This is a genomic window from Oceanobacillus sp. FSL K6-3682 (assembly GCF_037976165.1).
Classification (GTDB): domain Bacteria; phylum Bacillota; class Bacilli; order Bacillales; family Amphibacillaceae; genus Oceanobacillus; species Oceanobacillus sojae.
In genome coordinates this window covers 2,899,270-2,917,051 of record NZ_CP150263.1, presented here as the reverse complement: position 1 = coordinate 2,917,051, position 17,782 = coordinate 2,899,270, and the positions used below count along the sequence as shown (strand labels likewise).

General features: G+C 37.7%; 16 protein-coding genes. All 16 read left to right on the top strand.

The window, feature by feature from the left end; all coding sequences use genetic code 11:
- The first annotated feature begins 57 nt into the window (after positions 1-57).
- The 16 genes from dprA to MHH51_RS14515 all read left to right on the top strand — a co-directional run bounded on the left by dprA (position 58) and on the right by MHH51_RS14515 (position 17,746).
- A complete protein-coding gene (gene dprA / locus MHH51_RS14590) occupies positions 58-945 on the top strand; it encodes a DNA-processing protein DprA (RefSeq protein WP_339282379.1) in 888 nt (295 codons plus the stop codon).
- 431 nt (positions 946-1,376) lie between these two features.
- Positions 1,377-3,455, top strand: coding sequence for a type I DNA topoisomerase (gene topA, locus MHH51_RS14585; RefSeq protein WP_147209558.1), 2,079 nt, complete (start codon positions 1,377-1,379; stop codon positions 3,453-3,455).
- A gap of 479 nt (positions 3,456-3,934) precedes the next feature.
- Positions 3,935-4,900, top strand: coding sequence for a tyrosine recombinase XerC (xerC, locus tag MHH51_RS14580; protein WP_339286312.1), 966 nt, complete (start codon positions 3,935-3,937; stop codon positions 4,898-4,900).
- Between the two features lie 148 nt (positions 4,901-5,048).
- Positions 5,049-5,594 (top strand): ATP-dependent protease subunit HslV, encoded by a 546-nt coding sequence (gene hslV / locus MHH51_RS14575; protein ID WP_147209557.1) that lies wholly within the window; start codon positions 5,049-5,051, stop codon positions 5,592-5,594.
- A 161-nt stretch (positions 5,595-5,755) separates the two neighbouring features.
- Entirely contained in the window at positions 5,756-7,153 is a 1,398-nt protein-coding gene (gene hslU / locus MHH51_RS14570) for an ATP-dependent protease ATPase subunit HslU (RefSeq protein ID WP_156986070.1), read from the top strand.
- A 29-nt stretch (positions 7,154-7,182) separates the two neighbouring features.
- Positions 7,183-7,962, top strand: coding sequence for a GTP-sensing pleiotropic transcriptional regulator CodY (gene codY, locus MHH51_RS14565; RefSeq protein ID WP_077601158.1), 780 nt, complete (start codon positions 7,183-7,185; stop codon positions 7,960-7,962).
- Between the two features lie 659 nt (positions 7,963-8,621).
- Positions 8,622-9,014: a flagellar basal body rod protein FlgB gene (gene flgB, locus MHH51_RS14560; RefSeq protein ID WP_147209555.1), complete on the top strand. Its 393-nt coding sequence runs from the start codon at positions 8,622-8,624 to the stop codon at positions 9,012-9,014.
- A gap of 2 nt (positions 9,015-9,016) precedes the next feature.
- Positions 9,017-9,472 carry a flagellar basal body rod protein FlgC gene (gene flgC / locus MHH51_RS14555; protein ID WP_156986071.1) on the top strand — a complete coding sequence of 152 codons (456 nt, stop codon included), beginning with the start codon at positions 9,017-9,019 and terminating at the stop codon, positions 9,470-9,472.
- Positions 9,473-9,492: 20 nt separating this feature from the next.
- Positions 9,493-9,795, top strand: coding sequence for a flagellar hook-basal body complex protein FliE (fliE, locus tag MHH51_RS14550; RefSeq protein WP_147209553.1), 303 nt, complete (start codon positions 9,493-9,495; stop codon positions 9,793-9,795).
- A 300-nt stretch (positions 9,796-10,095) separates the two neighbouring features.
- Positions 10,096-11,709 carry a flagellar basal-body MS-ring/collar protein FliF gene (gene fliF / locus MHH51_RS14545; protein WP_339282378.1) on the top strand — a complete coding sequence of 538 codons (1,614 nt, stop codon included), beginning with the start codon at positions 10,096-10,098 and terminating at the stop codon, positions 11,707-11,709.
- Positions 11,710-11,721: 12 nt separating this feature from the next.
- Positions 11,722-12,732 (top strand): flagellar motor switch protein FliG, encoded by a 1,011-nt coding sequence (gene fliG, locus MHH51_RS14540; RefSeq protein ID WP_147209551.1) that lies wholly within the window; start codon positions 11,722-11,724, stop codon positions 12,730-12,732.
- Complete coding sequence (gene fliH, locus MHH51_RS14535) at positions 12,725-13,462, top strand: flagellar assembly protein FliH (RefSeq protein ID WP_198048622.1); 738 nt, start codon at positions 12,725-12,727, stop codon at positions 13,460-13,462. Before fliG ends, fliH begins: the two co-directional genes overlap by 8 nt.
- A complete protein-coding gene (gene fliI, locus MHH51_RS14530) occupies positions 13,459-14,769 on the top strand; it encodes a flagellar protein export ATPase FliI (protein ID WP_156986074.1) in 1,311 nt (436 codons plus the stop codon). Before fliH ends, fliI begins: the two co-directional genes overlap by 4 nt.
- A gap of 13 nt (positions 14,770-14,782) precedes the next feature.
- Positions 14,783-15,229: a flagellar export protein FliJ gene (gene fliJ / locus MHH51_RS14525; RefSeq protein ID WP_156986075.1), complete on the top strand. Its 447-nt coding sequence runs from the start codon at positions 14,783-14,785 to the stop codon at positions 15,227-15,229.
- 5 nt (positions 15,230-15,234) lie between these two features.
- The gene (locus MHH51_RS14520) at positions 15,235-15,882 is read left to right on the top strand and encodes a hypothetical protein (protein ID WP_147209547.1); all 648 of its coding nucleotides are present in this window, start codon (positions 15,235-15,237) and stop codon (positions 15,880-15,882) included.
- Positions 15,883-15,949: 67 nt separating this feature from the next.
- Complete coding sequence (locus MHH51_RS14515; protein ID WP_339282377.1) at positions 15,950-17,746, top strand: flagellar hook-length control protein FliK; 1,797 nt, start codon at positions 15,950-15,952, stop codon at positions 17,744-17,746.
- Positions 17,747-17,782 lie beyond the last annotated feature (36 nt).

Below are 17,782 nucleotides of genomic sequence, written 5' to 3'. Positions count from 1 at the left end.
ATAGAAGCAAAATTCTGTCCAGGCTTCTCATTTTAGGTGAAAGGGGAATTATATGCATTGAATAATCATATTGATCGACTAGACTTCATTCATCTCAGCCGGTGCCGTTACGCTACCCGGGGTTTTATTCGAAAATGGCTTGAAATAGATTCTGATTTAAAAAAGATTTATCAAATTTCCTCTCAAGAATTGTCAAAAATTATTCAAATTCCTCAGAAAAAAGCACAAATCCTCTTGAAAGACCTTCATAATAACGTACTAAAAAAGAAGATTTTGACAGAAATAAGAGATTTTCATATCATCACTTTAGTTGACGAATATTATCCCAGTATGTTAAATACAATTAAAGACGCGCCGCTAGTTTTATATGGAGCAGGAAATCCCGGTCTTTTAAAAAAACAGCCGACACTTAGTGTTATTGGTACAAGAAATCCATCTAATGAAGCTTTTAGAAAGCTTAAGTTTACCGTAACTCCTCTTATAGACAATAAATGGGTTATTGTCAGCGGGATGGCCCGGGGAATTGATAGTATGGCACATCGCTTGACGTTAGAGCGGGGAGGAAATACGATTGCTGTTTTGGGCAGCGGATTTCATTCAATATATCCACGAGAGCATATTCCTCTGTACCAACAAATAGCAAGAGAAGGGCTGGTTCTATCAGAGTATCCTCCTGACCAGCCGCCTCAAAAATATCATTTTCCAGAAAGAAATCGGATTATAAGCGGTTTGACAATGGGGACTTTAGTTATTGAGGCAATGAAGAAGAGCGGAACAATGATTACTGTTGACCAAGCTCTGGATCAAGGAAGAGATGTGTTCGCTGTACCGGGTAATCCATTTTTAAAACAGTCCACAGGTTGTAATGAGCTTATTCAAAATGGCGCAAAATTAATCCAATCTGCCGAGGATATTTACACAGAGTGGAATTATTTTCATAAATAAAGAAAGTATTGACTTTTTTCATAAATTTATTTTCGGGCTAGAGATGCAGCTGTCTAGCTCAAAGTGCCAAAACTAGGGAGCTAACACGTAAGCGCCCTATGATAAAGAAGACTTGGCGATGAGCAATCCGTCAGGCGTAGACAGAGCCTTAGTCAAACTTATGCCCTGAGGGTGAATGTCATCATCAGTTCGAGGTGAAGGAAAGCCGACTAACCCCGGGCTAAAGACTAACGTCGGCATACCCTAAAGGGACATGATTCCTTTATCTCAGTAGTGTCGCTCCACGCTCCAATCTCTGCGTTTTTAAACGGGTGCTCTGCGCATTTCTTGAATTATTCAATAAATAGTGTTTGACAAAATCGTATTCTATCTATAATATTAGGAGCGATTTCTATTCGTAAATTGTCAACCTCATTATGGGAGGAACGTACATGTCAGATTATCTTGTTATCGTTGAATCGCCAGCAAAAGCGAAGACGATTGAACGGTATTTAGGAAAAAAATATACAGTAAAGGCTTCCATGGGGCATATTCGTGATTTGCCAAAAAGCCAAATGGGAGTAGATGTAGAAGAAAATTATAAACCAAAGTATATTACTATCCGAGGAAAAGGAGATATACTTAAAGACCTAAGAAAATCAGCAAAAAAAGCAAAAAAAATATATCTTGCAGCCGATCCGGATCGTGAAGGAGAAGCGATTGCATGGCATTTAGCGCATATTCTTGATGTTGATGAGAATTCAAAATGCCGCGTGGTGTTTAATGAAATTACGAAGGACGCCATTAAAGAATCCTTTAAGCATCCCCGTCCAATAGATTTAGACTTAGTTGATGCACAGCAGGCGCGCCGTATTCTTGACCGGTTAGTAGGTTATAACATCAGTCCTATATTATGGAAGAAAGTGAAAAAAGGATTGAGTGCAGGACGTGTGCAGTCTGTTGCTTTAAAAATGATTATTGATCGAGAAAAAGAAATTGAGAATTTCAAACCTGAAGAATATTGGTCCATTGATGCGGTATTTGCAAAAGGGAATGAAACATTTGAAGGATCTTTTTATGGTGTTGATGGTAAGAAAACAAAGCTTAAAACAAAAGAAGATGTTGATGAAATTAAGAAGAAGCTGAATGGGAAAGAGTTTACGGTTAACAGTGTGAACAAGAAGGAAAGAAAACGAAATCCTGCACTTCCATTTACTACTTCATCACTTCAACAGGAAGCAGCAAGAAAACTTAACTTCCGGGCGAAGAAAACAATGATGATCGCTCAACAATTATATGAAGGAATTGACCTGGGCCGTTCTTCCGGAGGAATTACAGGCTTAATCACATATATGCGTACCGACTCCACACGAATTTCAGATGGAGCCAAAGAAGAAGTTAAAGGCTATATCAAAGAGAATTATGGAGAAAGTTTCCTTGGCAAACAGGGCCCTGCCAAAAATAAGAGTGGTGCCCAGGATGCCCATGAAGCAATTCGGCCGACATCGACCTTACGTGACCCAAAAGAATTAAGGAATATTTTATCAAGAGACCAGCTTAGACTGTATAAGTTGATTTGGGAACGTTTTGTTGCCAGTCAAATGGCTCCGGCAGTAATGGATACAATGACGGTGCACTTGTTAAATAACGGAGTAGAGTTTCGTGCAACCGGTTCAAAAATAAAGTTTAAAGGCTTTATGAAGGTCTATGTAGAAGGAAATGACGACAATAAAAAAGTAGAAGATAAAATATTACCTGAGCTGGAGGAAGGTATAAAGGTTGAATCCAAAGAAGTGAAACCGAATCAGCATTTTACTCAGCCGCCTCCACGCTATACAGATGCAAGGCTGGTAAAAACAATGGAAGAAATGGGCATAGGCCGCCCATCTACTTATGCTCCGACTCTTGATACAATTCAACGTAGAGGTTATGTATCTATTGATAATAAACGGTTTATTCCTACTGAACTGGGTACTATTGTCTGTGAGCTTGTGGAAGAATTTTTCCCGGAAGTTATTGATGCAGAATTTACTGCAAAAATGGAGACAGATTTAGACTCTATAGAAGAAGGAAAAACAGCCTGGATTCAAATTATTGATGCATTTTATCAAGACTTCAGCAAACGGCTTGAAAAAGCAGACGCTGAAATGGAGAAGGTAGAAATACGTGACGAGCCTGCTGGTATCACTTGTGAGGAATGCGGTCACGAAATGGTGTATAAAATGGGACGATACGGCAAATTCCTGGCATGTTCCAATTTCCCTGATTGCAGAAACACAAAGCCTATTTTAAAGAAAATCGGTGTCACCTGTCCGAAGTGTCATAAAGGTGAAGTAGTAGAAAGAAAATCAAAGAAAAAAAGAACATTCTATGGCTGTGATCAATTCCCGGAATGTGATTTTGTCTCATGGGATAAACCTATCGCCAGAAGCTGTCCGAAATGTGACTCCATGCTTGTTGAAAAGAAAAGTAAAAAAGAAACGCAGGTTCAATGCTCGAATTGTGAATATAAGGAAGTTGCACAGAAATAGCTGATTATTTAATTAGCTATTTTTGTTGTGAGTGGAAAATATGGATTTGAAGATAACAATCTGGTTTCAAAGGTAATAACAAATATAAGAACATTAAAGTTGACTTAAAATACATTTGTTATTATAATCACTAGTTGGTAAGGTAATTACCTTTACAGAAGATAAACGATACGCCAAATGAAAATATTACCTTCAATTATTTGAACAGTTATTCATATCCCTTAACTTTAGAGAGATTCTTATACTATAGCGGGTGATTCTCTTCAATCATTTCACAGATAAATAAGGCAGAGGGGATATATATAACTTTTAATTACCTGGTTACCTGTTTCTTCATTTCATTGAATTTTCTTAAACGTAAGCATCTTTCAGAATTTTATTACAATTTCGTTAAATTCATTGCATTCTAATATGGATTATGCTATGCTTTATCCGTTATACGATGATGAGGTGAATTCTTTGTGAAATTAAAAGCATATATGGATCAATTTATAGAGTATTTACAAATTGAAAAAAATGCCTCACCGTATACTGTGCAATATTATCGGAGCGATTTAGAAACATTCGAAGCTTTTATGCAAAGAGAAGGCATAAATGATTTAAGAGAAGTAAGTTATCGGGAAGTCCGGATATTTCTCACAGAATTATATGATGCTGCATTAAGCAGAAGGTCTGTTTCCAGAAAAATATCTTCGTTAAGAAGTTTTTACCGTTTTTTAGAACGGGAAAACCTCGTTCTGGAGAATCCGTTTAAACAGCTCACTTTGCCTAAAGCAGAAAAGCCTGTACCTGGTTTTTTATATGAAGAAGAATTGGAGAATCTTTTTTGTGTGAGTGATTTGACGTCGAACCTGGGACAGCGTGATCAGGCGCTGCTGGAGGTTTTGTATGGAACCGGAATCCGTGTCAGCGAATGTCAGCAGCTGCAGCTGCAGGATATTGATTTTTCAATAGGAACTATTTTTGTCAAAGGAAAAGGACGTAAAGAGCGTTATGTTCCTTTTGGCAGTTTTGCAGCATCTGCTTTAGAAAAGTATTTGATTAATGGAAGGGAAAATTTACTGAATAAATCAAATAACATGACAGAGAATGTATTTCTAAATGCAAGAGGAAATCCGATAACAATAAGAGGCATTCGTACTGTTTTAAATAAAATAGTAGAAAAAGCTTCTTTAAATATTCAAATACATCCCCATAAACTCAGACATACATTTGCAACACATATGCTGAATGAGGGGGCCGATTTAAGGTCAGTACAGGAATTGTTAGGGCATGAAAGTTTATCCTCTACACAAATATATACACATGTTTCTAAAGAGCATTTGAAGAAGGCTTATATGAAAAGCCATCCGCGCGCAAGTGAGAATCTAAAGCGAAGAGCGCCCGTTCAGCAACGTACGAACTGGACCGAGGCGCAGGAGATAAAGGAAACACGACGACAGTAGGAGTCGATGTTGACTTATCGTACGGAGCTGAGGGAAGTTGCGGTAGTTGTTAGGCGCTCGGAGCTGGATGCAGCTATTCTCGAAACAGAAATAAATTCTGCAAAATTGTATTCTTACTTTACTATTAAAAATTAGATGAGGTGGATATATGGATTCCCAAATGCACGCCACAACTATATTTGCAGTGCAGCATAATGGAAAGTGTGCAATGAGCGGTGACGGTCAGGTTACACTGGGTAATGCCGTTATTATGAAGCATACTGCAAAAAAGGTAAGGACTTTGTATAATGGTAAAGTTCTGGCAGGTTTTGCCGGTTCTGTTGCAGATGCTTTCACGCTGTTTGAGAAATTTGAAAATAAGTTACAGGCTTTTAATGGTAATTTGACAAGAGCAGCTGTTGAATTGGCACAAGAATGGCGTTCTGATAAAGTTCTTAGAAAACTGGAGGCTATGCTGATAGTAATGAATAGAGAGAATATGTACCTTGTATCCGGTACAGGTGAAGTTATTGAACCGGATGACGGTATTTTAGCTATTGGTTCTGGAGGCAATTATGCGTTAAGTGCAGGCAGAGCGTTGCTTCAAAAAGCACCTCAGCTGTCTGCTGCTGAAATTGCACAGACAGCATTAGAAATTGCAGGAGATATTTGTGTGTTTACCAATGATCAGATTACATTAAAGGTGTTAGAATAAAACTATAAATAAGTGTTCAAAAACAGATCAGCAAAAAAGATTAAAGCTTATCATTTGGGGTTACGAATATTTTCCTAAATGATAAGCTGCTGATTTTTTGGACTTTTCTTTAAAGTGATTGCATGCTTTTAATGAGGTCTTGATAAAGGAGGATACTTTTGATGACGGCAAACTTAACGCCAAAGCAAATTGTGACTCAGTTAGATCGATATATAATAGGGCAGAAGCAGGCCAAGAAATCTGTGGCTGTAGCTCTTAGAAATCGTTATAGACGCATGAAGCTGGATGAAGATTTTCAAGATGAGGTTGTGCCCAAAAATATTTTAATGATTGGGCCGACAGGTGTAGGAAAGACTGAAATTGCAAGACGTCTTGCAAAACTGGTAGGTGCCCCATTTATTAAGGTAGAAGCTACAAAGTTTACCGAAGTTGGTTATGTCGGCAGAGATGTTGAATCAATGGTTCGTGATTTAGTTGAAAAGGCTGTTCGAATGGTTAAAGAAGAAAAGATGGAAGATGTTATGGACTTAGCAGTAGAAGAAGCGAATCAAAAGCTTATAAAATTGCTCGTCCCTCAAACAAAATCAAAAAATTCTGCGAAAAACCCCTTTGAAATGCTGTTTCAAGCTTCTGGTTCAGAAGAAGATCAAGAGGATGATACTTCTAATGAAGAATCAGAAATTAAATCAAAGAGAAAGCGGATAGCTCATCAATTAGCTTTAGGCGAGTTGGAAGACCATTATGTTTCTGTTGAAATCGAAGAAATTCCACCTTCTATGTTTGACATGCTGCAAGGATCGGGAATGGAACAAATGGGGATGAATATGCAGGATGCTTTCGGTCAGTTTATGCCCAAGAAGAAAAAGAAACGCAAATTGACGGTTTCAGAGGCGAGAAAAGTGCTGACCCGTCAAGAGGCACAAAAGCTTGTCGACATGGATGAGGTCACCCAGGAAGCCATTAAACGTTCTGAGCGGACAGGTATCATTTTCATTGATGAGATTGATAAAGTGGCTGGAAAACAGGAAGGCTCTGCGAATGTTTCCAGAGAAGGTGTACAAAGAGATATTCTGCCGATTGTGGAAGGATCAACAATTGTCACCAAACATGGAACACTAAAAACAGATCATATCCTGTTTATCGCAGCAGGAGCTTTTCACATGTCTAAGCCATCTGATTTGATTCCTGAACTGCAAGGCAGATTTCCGATTCGTGTAGAGCTAGAAAAGCTTACAATCAATGAATTTAAGCAAATTTTAACAGAGCCTTCCAATGCTTTATTAAAACAATATAAGAAAATGCTAGAAACAGAAGGTATAAAACTTAAATTTACGGACGAAGCTATAGAAAGACTTGCGCAAATTGCTTTTGATGTAAATCAGAATACAGATAACATTGGAGCACGCAGATTGCACACTATCTTAGAAAAATTATTAGAAGACCTATCCTATGAAGCTCCTGATATTTCAATGACAGAAGTTGAAATTACCGGAGGGTATGTTAATGATAAGCTTTCGACTATTGCTCAAAACAAGGATCTCAGTCAATTTATACTATAATTTAAAATTCTAAAATGGAGGAATATTAAATGGATTTATTAACTAGAGCAAGAAAAATTAATGCAATGTTACAAACAGCAACAGGGAAGTCGGTAAACTTTAATGAAATGTCAGCGTCATTACGTGACGTGATTCGCGGGAATGTCTATATTGTCAGCCGACGCGGAAAATTATTAGGTGTCGCAGTAAATCAAGAGGTAGAAAATGATCGTATGAAATCAATGCTTGAAGAAAAGCAATTTCCTGCAGAATATACAGAAGGATTACAGGAAATCCGCGAGACTACTGCAAACCTTGATATTGACAATAAGCACACAGTGTTTCCTGTTGAAAATAAAGAATTATTTAAAGATGGCTACACTACAATCGTCCCAATTATCGGTGGCGGAGAACGTCTTGGCACATTAATCATTGGCCGCGTAAATGAAACATTTAATGATGATGATTTATTATTGGCTGAATATGGGGCAACTGTAGTAGGTATGGAAATTCTTCATGAGAAAACAGAAGAAATTGAAATGGAAGCTCGAAGCAAAGCTGTTGTACAAATGGCAATTAGCTCTCTGTCTTATAGTGAACTAGAAGCAATTGATCATATTTTTGAAGAATTAAACGGAAAAGAAGGCTTATTAGTTGCAAGTAAGATTGCTGACCGTGTAGGGATTACACGCTCTGTAATTGTTAATGCACTACGTAAGCTGGAAAGTGCAGGAGTTATTGAATCCCGCTCTCTGGGTATGAAAGGAACTTATATTAAAGTATTAAATGATAAGTTCTTAGTAGAACTGGAAAAAATCCGTACACGCTAAATAAACTGTTAAAAAGCAGTGGAGGAATATTCTCTCACTGCTTTTTTTGTGTGAGAAAATGATTGGAAAAGTTTCAAAATCGTTCTTCTGTAAATGTCTATGATGAATAAATCAGATTTAATTATGATTTTCGGGTATCACTGCAACAGGTTATGAGGAAAAAGTAAGGGCTGTTTCAAAGGAGAACTTAACGCAGTGCAGTAAAATTCTTAATGTAAAACATTTAAGAAAAAGTGAAAATGGAAGCTTTCTAATGTGTAATAAGAAATAAATATATATTTATAGTAAATTAGATTTAAATATAATTTAAAATGAGTATATTGAATTCCTGAGCAAGAAAGGGTAAAATGAAAAAAAGAGGTCTAATTACCTGTTTTTTGATCGAAATTTGATATATAGCTTTATTTTAATTAAAAAGTCTTATTCATTTATGCTGGCAAAAGTGAGGTTAATTTTATTTTCTGTATTATTTTGTAATAATTTGTTACAAAATATCAATAAGTTGGGTGTTTTGTTCTAGTTCGAACGATTCATTTTGATATTTGTCAAGAATTATGTAGAAATTGCATAGACTTTATCAATCACTTAATTTAAAATTAATTCGTATAATGAATATCTTTTATGGGTGTTAATGTTAAAAAAGAAGGTGTGAAATACAAATGGATTTATTTAGTGGAACTATTAGCCAGTTAGAAAATTCGATACAGTATGCTTCTGCAAAGAATAATGCTATTTCCAATAACATTTCAAATGCAGATACACCGAATTATAAAGCTGAAAAAGTAAGCTTTAGATCTGCTTTAGAAAATGAACTGGGTGCTCTTCAAGCAAAAAAAACTAATGAACGTCATTTGAGCTTTAATGATGGAGAAAATAAAGCTTTTCGTATTGTAAAAGATTCATCAACTACATATAATCATAACGGTAATAATGTCGATATTGATAAAGAAATGTCAGAACTGGCTAAAAATCAAATCTATTATAATAGTCTTATTGATCGTATGAATGGGAAATTCAGCAGTTTACAATCAGTTATCCGAGGAGGAAATTAAAATTGTCTATCTTTCAGTCGATGAATACCAGCGCAAGCGGACTAACATCTCAAAGACTGCGCATGGATTTAGTATCTTCCAATTTGGCAAATGCGCAGACAACCCGGGCTACACAGAATGCAGACGGGGAATTCGAGCCATATCGTCGGAAAATGGCTACCTTTGGTACGGGACAGCCTTCATTTAAGCAAATGTTAAAATACGCTGAAGGTGGCAATAACTCTGGTGATGGTGTGAGAGCTACAGGGATTGTCGAGGATCAGACGCCATTTGAGCTTGTATATAATCCGGAGCATCCAGATGCAAATGAGGATGGCTATGTAGAGATGCCCAATGTGGATCCTTTAAAAGAAATGGTTGATATGATGAGCGCTTCCCGTTCTTATGAAGCAAACGTGACAGCTTTCAATGCCAGTAAAGGAATGCTGATGAAAGCATTAGAAATAGGAAAAAACTAAAATAAAGGTGGTATAGTGGAATGAACATAGCTGGAACTAATTTTCCTTCTTTGAATGAAATTGGAAATGATCAACCTTCGCGTATAACTCCAAACGAAGTACAAAGTAATTTCTCCTCCATGTTAAAAAGTGCTATAGAGGATTTAAATCATATTCAATTAGAATCAGACAAGCAGACAGAAGGATTAGCAAATGGTAATGTGGAGAACCTTCATGATGTAATGATCTCAGCTCAAAAAGCAAGTATTACACTGGAAACTGGAGTACAGGTACAGAGAAAAGTAATTGACGCATACAACGAAATTATGCGAATGCAGGTGTAAAGATAATTATAAGAGGATGTTAAAAAAATTCCTAAATGACAAGCATTGGAATAATGAATTACGAATATTATATAGCTGGTGCATAAGTCACTATGACAGTGTGAAGTTAATACAGAACTGGAGCCTGGACTATGGTTACCAATGTTATCAGATTAATATAATTTAATTCTGATGGTAATTAAACTAATTGGCGAAAGTTTATGGGTACTCGTCTGATGAAATTTGTTTCCATATTTTGGAGTGAATACCGTAAGTAATAATAAAGATTACAGTTTTTTGAATTTAGTGAGGGTAGTGTATATGAAAGAGAGATTACAAAGATGGAGAGAATCCACTTTTACTTTTTGGAAATCCAGATCTAAGGGACAAAAAGGAACAATGATTGGTGGAGCAGTTCTGATCATTATGCTGATTGCTGCGATGGTTTTCTTTACTGCAAATACGAAATTTGTTCCTCTGTATAATAATTTATCCCTGCAAGAGGCTGGCCAGATTACAGCTGAGCTGGATACGAGAGCTGTTCCATATGAGCTTGAAAATGGCGGAGCCTCTATTCTGGTTCCCGAGGAACAGGTTGATTCGTTATTATTGGAGTTTGCTTCTATGGGTCTTCCAAGCAGCGGAAGTATAGATTATTCTTTTTTTAGTGAAAATGCCTCCTGGGGTATTACAGAGAATGAATTTAGTGTTATGAAACTGGATGCAATGCAAACTGAACTTGGGAATTTGATTTCCGGTATCGATGGCATACAAGATGCAAATGTCATGATCAACATGCCAGAGCAGCCTGTATTTGCTGATGAAGCATCTGGAGAAGCAAGTGTTGCTATCATGCTGCATACACAGCCAGGATATCAATTTGAAGGAAATCAGGTAGAAGGACTTTATCATCTTGTATCGAAGGCAGTCCCTAATTTAGATCCGGAAGATATCATCATTATGAACCAGTACTTTGAATACTATGATCGGGATACGCAATTTGCCGGAGGTCAGGATACATATTCAAATCAGCAATCTATTAAGAAAGATGTAGAGCGGGATATTCAACGAAGATTACAGCAGATGCTCGGTACAATGTTAGGAAATGAAAATATTGTTGTTTCCGTTACTGCAGATATTGATTTTTCACAGGAGAATCGAACAGAAGACTTAGTAGAGCCTGTCGATTTAGAAGCAATGGAAGGTATTCCTGTCAGCTTAGAAACGATACAAGAGTCTTATGCAGGCCAGGGAGGCCTGGATGGTGTTGCGGGCACTGGAGAGGAAGATGTTGCTAACTTTCCTGCCGGTGATGGTGACGACGGTGAATACGAATTAGATAAAGAAACCATTAATTATGAGTTTAACCGTATCCGTCGTGAGATAGTAGAAAGTCCTTACCAAGTCAGAGACCTTGGTATACAGGTGGCAGTTAACAGCGCAAGACAAAGTGCAGATGGAGAAACAGAATTTTTAAACCAGCAAGAACAGACAGATGTTCAAGAAGGTGTCGAATCCATTTTGAATTCTATCATCGAAACATCGGTTGATGGTGATTTACAGGATGAAGAGGCCGTTGCTAATACATCGATTGTTTTCCAGGAATTCAGCGCTTCTGCCGGAGAACAAGAAGAACCATCTGGAGCAGGAATTCCTTTATGGCTGTATATTGCCGGCGGAATATTACTAATTGTCATAGTTATTTTAATAGTTATGCTCAGAAGAAATCGTGCTGAGGAAGAATGGTTGGAAGAAGAAATACAGGAAGAACAGCCATTAACATCTGTAACCAATAACGAGGAACCGGTTATTCCAGATCTTACTACCGCAAAAGATACAGAAGAAGTTATCAGGAGAAAACAGCTTGAGAAAATTGCAAATGAAAAACCAGAAGAATTTGCGAAATTATTACGGAGCTGGATGAATGAAGACTAGGAGGTTTTATTGATGGCAAGAAAAAATACACTCACAGGAAGACAAAAAGCAGCCATTCTCTTAATCTCATTAGGTCCGGATGTATCAGCACAAGTGTATAAGTATTTATCAGAAGAAGAAATTGAGAAGCTCAGCTTAGATATTTCCTCTGTGAAAAAGGTAGATTCACATTTAAAAGAAGATATATTAGATCAATTTCATCAGATTGCAGTTGCACAGGATTATATCTCTCAAGGAGGTATAGGATATGCCAAAACAGTTTTGGAAAAAGCATTCGGGAAGCAGGAGGCATCGAGCATTATCAATCGTCTGACCTCTTCCTTGCAGGTAAGACCATTTGATTTTGCAAGAAAGGCAGACCCGCAGCAGGTTTTAAATTATATTCAAGGAGAGCATCCGCAAACCATTGCGCTTATCCTTTCGTATTTAGATGCTGAGCAAAGTGGCCAAATCCTTTCTGCCCTGCCTAAAAATGTACAGGCAGATGTTGCCCGTAGAATCGCTACGATGGATTCAACATCACCAGAGATTATCAGCCAGGTAGAGCAGGTGTTAGAAAAAAATATATCTTCTTCTATGACTGAGGATTACACACAGACTGGCGGTATTCAAACGGTGGTAGAGGTGCTTAATGGAGTAGATCGTGCAACAGAGAAAACAATTTTAGATGCTTTAGAGTCTCAGGATCCGGATTTAGCAGAAGAAATTAAGAAAAGAATGTTTGTATTTGAAGATATTGTTACCTTGGATAATCGTGCCATTCAGCGTGTCATCAGAGAAGTGGATAATGATGATTTACGATTAGCTCTTAAAGTTGCCAGCAATGAGGTGAAGGATATTGTGTTCAATAATATGTCTGAACGTATGGTGACTACCTTTAAAGAAGAGATGGAGTATATGGGACCAGTGCGCTTAAAAGATGTAGAAGAGGCACAAACACGAATTGTCAATGTAATACGTGGTCTGGAAGAAAAAGGAGAAATTGTTATCGCGCGAGGCGGAGGAGACGATATTATTGTCTAGTTACAAAAAACAAATATCGATTAAACCGATTGAATCCATTGTTCCGCCGGCAGATACGCATCAAGAGGACGCAAATAAAGTGCATCAGCAATTATCTGAGACCATTTTATTACGAAAACAAGAGTTAGCCTCTATTGAAGAGCAGCAGGACAAACGGGTTGAAGAAGCTGATAATCAGATAAAAGAAGCTCGCAGCAAGTGGGAAGAAGAAAAACAAAAGTTAATTGAGGAAGCACAGGAGCAAGGATTTCAAAAAGGATATGAGGATGGAAGGCAAGAGGCTTTTCAGCAGTTTGAAAGTCGGCTGAACAAAGCTAATCATATCATTGATATAGCAAAAGAGGATTATCATCAAACCTTGGAAAAGCAAACAGAAAGCATTGTGGAGATATCCATGACAGTTGCGAATAAAATCCTGCATCAGGAGTTAAAGGGAAAACCAGATTATATTATGGAATTAATCAAGGCGGCGATTGAAGATGTGAAGTCCCAGCCGTCCATTACAATCATTGTTCACCCGGATTATTATGAAGAGGTTCATTCTCATCAGGATGAGCTGCAGCGTCTAATAGGCGACGATACTAAGCTGTCTATCCATGCAGATGTACATATCGAGTCAACAGACTGTATTATTCAATACCCTCATGGGCAAGTGGAAACAAGTGTCAATGCACAGCTGCAGAAAATAAGAGAGGCATTGATGGATTATGTTATGGAGGATATGCAATGAATACAGAGGCGCTCATCTCAATAATTGAAAAAACTGATTCATATAAACGATTTGGAAAAGTTACTCGCGTAGTAGGCTTAATGATTGAATCAGAAGGGCCGGCTGCGAATATTGGTGAGGTTTGTTACATACATACCAGTACAAACGATGGTAATCTCATTTTAGCAGAAGTAGTAGGCTTTCAGAACGAAAAAATTATTTTGATGCCTTATCGGGAAGTTAATGAAGTTGGTTCAGGCTGTTTAGTGGAGGCTACTGGAAATCCATTAATGGTGAAGGTAGGAAGAAGTCTGATAGGTCATGTATTAGATCCTTTGGGAAAGCCGCTTTCTGATTCTGAATCATTACCAAAGGGCTTAACAAGATACCAGACGGAGAGAAAGCCTCCTAACCCGCTTTCCCGCCCGACAATCAGACAGCCATTACAAATTGGTGTGCGGGCTATTGATGGATTTTTGTCAATGGGAATCGGTCAGCGTGTCGGCCTGTTTGCCGGTAGCGGTGTCGGAAAAAGTACACTATTAGGAATGATTGCAAGGAATAGTAATGCGGATGTAAATATTATTGCACTGATTGGGGAGCGTGGAAGAGAGGTTCGTGAATTTATTGAGCATGATTTAGGCGAAGAGGGATTAAAAAAATCCATTATTGTTGCAGCAACCTCTGATCAGCCTGCACTCATGCGAATTCGCGGAGCATATACAGCGACTGCTATCAGTGAATATTTCAGAGAACAAGGATTTAATGTGAATTTAATGATGGATTCTGTTACACGTGTTGCTATGGCACAGAGAGAAATTGGTTTAGCTGTTGGCGAACCGCCGACGACAAAAGGATATACTCCAAGCGTATTCTCTATTTTACCTAAGTTGTTAGAGCGGGCCGGCACGGATGAAAAAGGCTCAATAACTGGATTTTATACGGTGCTGGTTGATGGAGATGACATGAATGAACCGATTGCTGACGCAGTAAGAGGTATTCTTGATGGTCACATTGTTCTGGACCGTAAAATTGCAGAAAGAGGTCAATATCCCGCAATTAATGTTTTAAAGTCAATCAGCAGGGTGATGAATGTTATTGCAACAGATGAGCATAAACAGATAGCGACAGGTTTAAGAACACTTCTTGCAACGTATGAAGAAAATAATGAGTTAATCTCTATTGGCGCATATAAAAAAGGAACAAATCCTGAGGTAGACTTAGCTGTTTCATCTTATCCCAAAATTGTTTCTTTTTTAAAACAAGGGGTGTATGAGCAGGTAAGCTTTGAAGAAACCGTTCAAATGATGAGAAATCTGGTTGAATAAAGGAGTTGTTTTTATGGCTGGGATATCCAGTTTAGCAAAGATAAGAGATATACATGATAATGAGAAGCAAATAGCTCAGAAGGCTTATGCGCAGTCACAAGAAACGTTCGAGAAGATTGCTACGGAGCTGTATAATCTATTGCAGAAAAAAGAAGTTGCAGAGAACTCCTTTGAAACTGCCATTCAAGCGTCTACATCGATCGAGAAAATAAAAGAACAGTCTGCCTATATTGAGAAACTGACAAATCAAATTCAAACTGTCCAGCTTTTAGTTCAAAGAGCAAGAAACGATATGAATAAGAAACAAAGCAAATTATCTGAAGCTTATATTGAATATAAAAAATATGACAAGATTATTGAATTGAAAAAAGAAGAAGCTCAAGCAATTGTAAGAAGACAGGAAGCCAGTTTTATGGATGAAATGTCAATGCAACAGTATCTGAGACAAAAGCAAAGGTGAAAAAAATGAAGAATAAAAAACAAAGCGAAACAGAAGTTCAAAAGTCTTCAAGTGGTGTCTTTATGAAGCTGTTTTTAATAGCTATGCCACTCTTTATTCTGGCTGTCATTGTTGTTTTTGTTTTACATATTGCAGGATTTAATACGTTGGATTGGCTGAAGGAACAGGGGAAATCCATTCCTGTTGTTGGAGAAATGTTCATAGATGATGAAGAAAAAAATGCTGGCAATGACATCCAGGCACTACAAAATCAGCTGGAAAGCAAAGATAAAATTATTGATAACAAGGATGAACAAATTCAAGGTCTTGAGGATACCGTCACTGAACTGGAAAGCCAGATCAGCAGTTTGCAGGATGAACTGGAAGAAACAGCAAGTGCTGATGCAGAAGAAAATGCGGATGGAGAGCAAGAGGTAGAGCATCCGCAAGGGCAGGCAAATGCTTCAGAAAAAAGTTCTATGACGAAAACGCTGGAAGGTATGAAAAGTAAAGAAGCAGCCGCTATCCTCGAAAATTTAGAGGATGATTTAGCTGTTGATATTTTAGAAGAAATGTCAACGGGTGATCGCGGTGATATTTTACAGAAAATGGAATTGGAAGCAGCGACAACCTATACCAAAATGTTGATTGAGCTGGACGTAGCTGTTCCTTAATAAATACAATTTTATGTTAGAATCATAGATTTTCTTTATTTATAAAAAATTGAAGGGAGGTGAATAAATGAATCCGATGATATTAAGTATGCCTGAATTTATGCTTTCCAATCAGAAGATGCATACCGGACAGGGAATGAACCAGAATTCGGGTTTCCGTGATTTATTATTACGGCAAACAGTACCAGTATCCGATGATATATCAGTCCCAATGCAAGAAAATAAGAAGAAACAGCTGGATAAAACGTATCAACAGCTGAAGGAGCTATTACCAGATGAAGTACTCGCTATTTTGCAAGAAAATGATGGCTTGCAAGAAGAAATACTTACATTAGTAATGCAAAGCTTATATTCTCAACAAGAAGTTTCTATGGATGATAATGACGAGCAGCAGAAATTACTTATTCAAAAACTGCTTAAACAGCATCTATCTCCTTCAGAAGAAACAGCAGATTTACAGGGAGCTGCAGATATTTACAATGAAATAGTAAATCTGTTGCAAAGTGTAGGTGAAATGGCGGTTATAGATGATACAGCCAGTCTGTTAGCAAAATTAAAGCAGGATTGGGATCGGTTTTTCCAGGAAAATCCTGAGTTGGATAAAAAAGAAGCTTTGGACGATATTCATCAGTACATGCAAAGAGCTGACTCATTCATTTTTAGTCAGACAGTAAACCAGATGGTTTATCAATTGCTTGATGCCAATCTGCCTGAAGGAACAGAGACAAATGATGAATTGAATCCTAAAGCAGTAGAGGTAAATAAAGCTTTGCAGGATTTAAATCAATTCATATTAAGAGCTGATTCTGCAACAGCAGAGCAAATGGTAAAGCAGATCGCTGATTTATTCAAAGAGTCAGGTTTAATGGAAGAACAATTGTTGAAGGATATTGGAAGCAATGCTGGACAAGCTGCCAACCAACCGGCAGAGGATAATAGGCAAGCAAGAATACAGCAATTAATACAAGTCATAAGCCAACAGATGGAAAAAGCTAACCCTGCAGTTGCTGAACAGACGGTAAAGCAAATAATGAAACAATTGCAAGACTGGAAGCTGGTAGAACAAATACTGATTCAACCGCAAAAAGCAGTTAGATCTGAATTAGTTATGGAAGGATCACAGCGCACAGAAGCCAGAATAGTAACATGGCTGCAATCAATTTTTAAAGAGGTAGCTCCAGGAGTTATTAAGCAGAACAGTAATGTTAATTTTGCAGATCAAACAGAAGCTCAATCGGCAAAAACAGTATCTGAAGCTGCACAGCGTATAGAGCCGAAATTAGCTGCCTGGCTGCAAACAACTATTCAAGGTGCATCTCCAAATGTTTTCAGACAAGAGAGCCTGCCTATCTCAAAAGTAGAGCAATTTATTGTCAATATGGGGCAAACAGATTTGTCAAAGGCTTTATCAGGAAAAGAATTGATTGATAAGATTGAAAGTCTTGTTCAAAGCCAGCGTCTGCACAACTTTGTACAAGGACAAAATCCGATATCTATTCAATTAAGGCCAGATAATTTAGGGGAAATGACAATCCGTTTTGTTCAGACAAATGGTGAATTGACAGTACAGATGCTCGTATCCTCTAAGGCCGTAAAAGAAGTATTAGAATCTAATCTGCATCAGCTGAGAAATGTATTTTCTCCGCATCAGGTAACTATTGAAAAGCAGGATAATGTGATGCTTTCCAACGGAACGGATGCATCTAAAAATTCGAAAGAAAATCAAAATGACCAGCAGCAGGCAGATCATTTTGAAGAGTCTTCTGAGTCAAATGAACAGGAGCAATATTCTGAAACAGAGTCATTTGAATCGTTTATGGAGAAGCTATTATCTCAAAATGAAGAAGAACAGATACAGAGTTAACCTAGCTTGTAATGGCTCTTATCCATTTTTGAAAGG

Bases quoted from the DNA above. Each gene is read 5' to 3' on its own strand.
- fliI (WP_156986074.1), top strand. From the start codon at position 13,459: ATGAATACAGAGGCGCTCATCTCAATAATTGAAAAAACTGATTCATAT.
- hslU (WP_156986070.1), top strand. From the start codon at position 5,756: ATGACGGCAAACTTAACGCCAAAGCAAATTGTGACTCAGTTAGATCGA.
- codY (WP_077601158.1), top strand. From the start codon at position 7,183: ATGGATTTATTAACTAGAGCAAGAAAAATTAATGCAATGTTACAAACA.
- fliJ (WP_156986075.1), top strand. From the start codon at position 14,783: ATGGCTGGGATATCCAGTTTAGCAAAGATAAGAGATATACATGATAAT.
- topA (WP_147209558.1), top strand. From the start codon at position 1,377: ATGTCAGATTATCTTGTTATCGTTGAATCGCCAGCAAAAGCGAAGACG.
- flgB (WP_147209555.1), top strand. From the start codon at position 8,622: ATGGATTTATTTAGTGGAACTATTAGCCAGTTAGAAAATTCGATACAG.
- MHH51_RS14515 (WP_339282377.1), top strand. From the start codon at position 15,950: ATGAATCCGATGATATTAAGTATGCCTGAATTTATGCTTTCCAATCAG.
- fliG (WP_147209551.1), top strand. From the start codon at position 11,722: ATGGCAAGAAAAAATACACTCACAGGAAGACAAAAAGCAGCCATTCTC.
- MHH51_RS14520 (WP_147209547.1), top strand. From the start codon at position 15,235: ATGAAGAATAAAAAACAAAGCGAAACAGAAGTTCAAAAGTCTTCAAGT.
- hslV (WP_147209557.1), top strand. From the start codon at position 5,049: ATGGATTCCCAAATGCACGCCACAACTATATTTGCAGTGCAGCATAAT.
- fliE (WP_147209553.1), top strand. From the start codon at position 9,493: ATGAACATAGCTGGAACTAATTTTCCTTCTTTGAATGAAATTGGAAAT.
- xerC (WP_339286312.1), top strand. From the start codon at position 3,935: ATGGATCAATTTATAGAGTATTTACAAATTGAAAAAAATGCCTCACCG.
- fliF (WP_339282378.1), top strand. From the start codon at position 10,096: ATGAAAGAGAGATTACAAAGATGGAGAGAATCCACTTTTACTTTTTGG.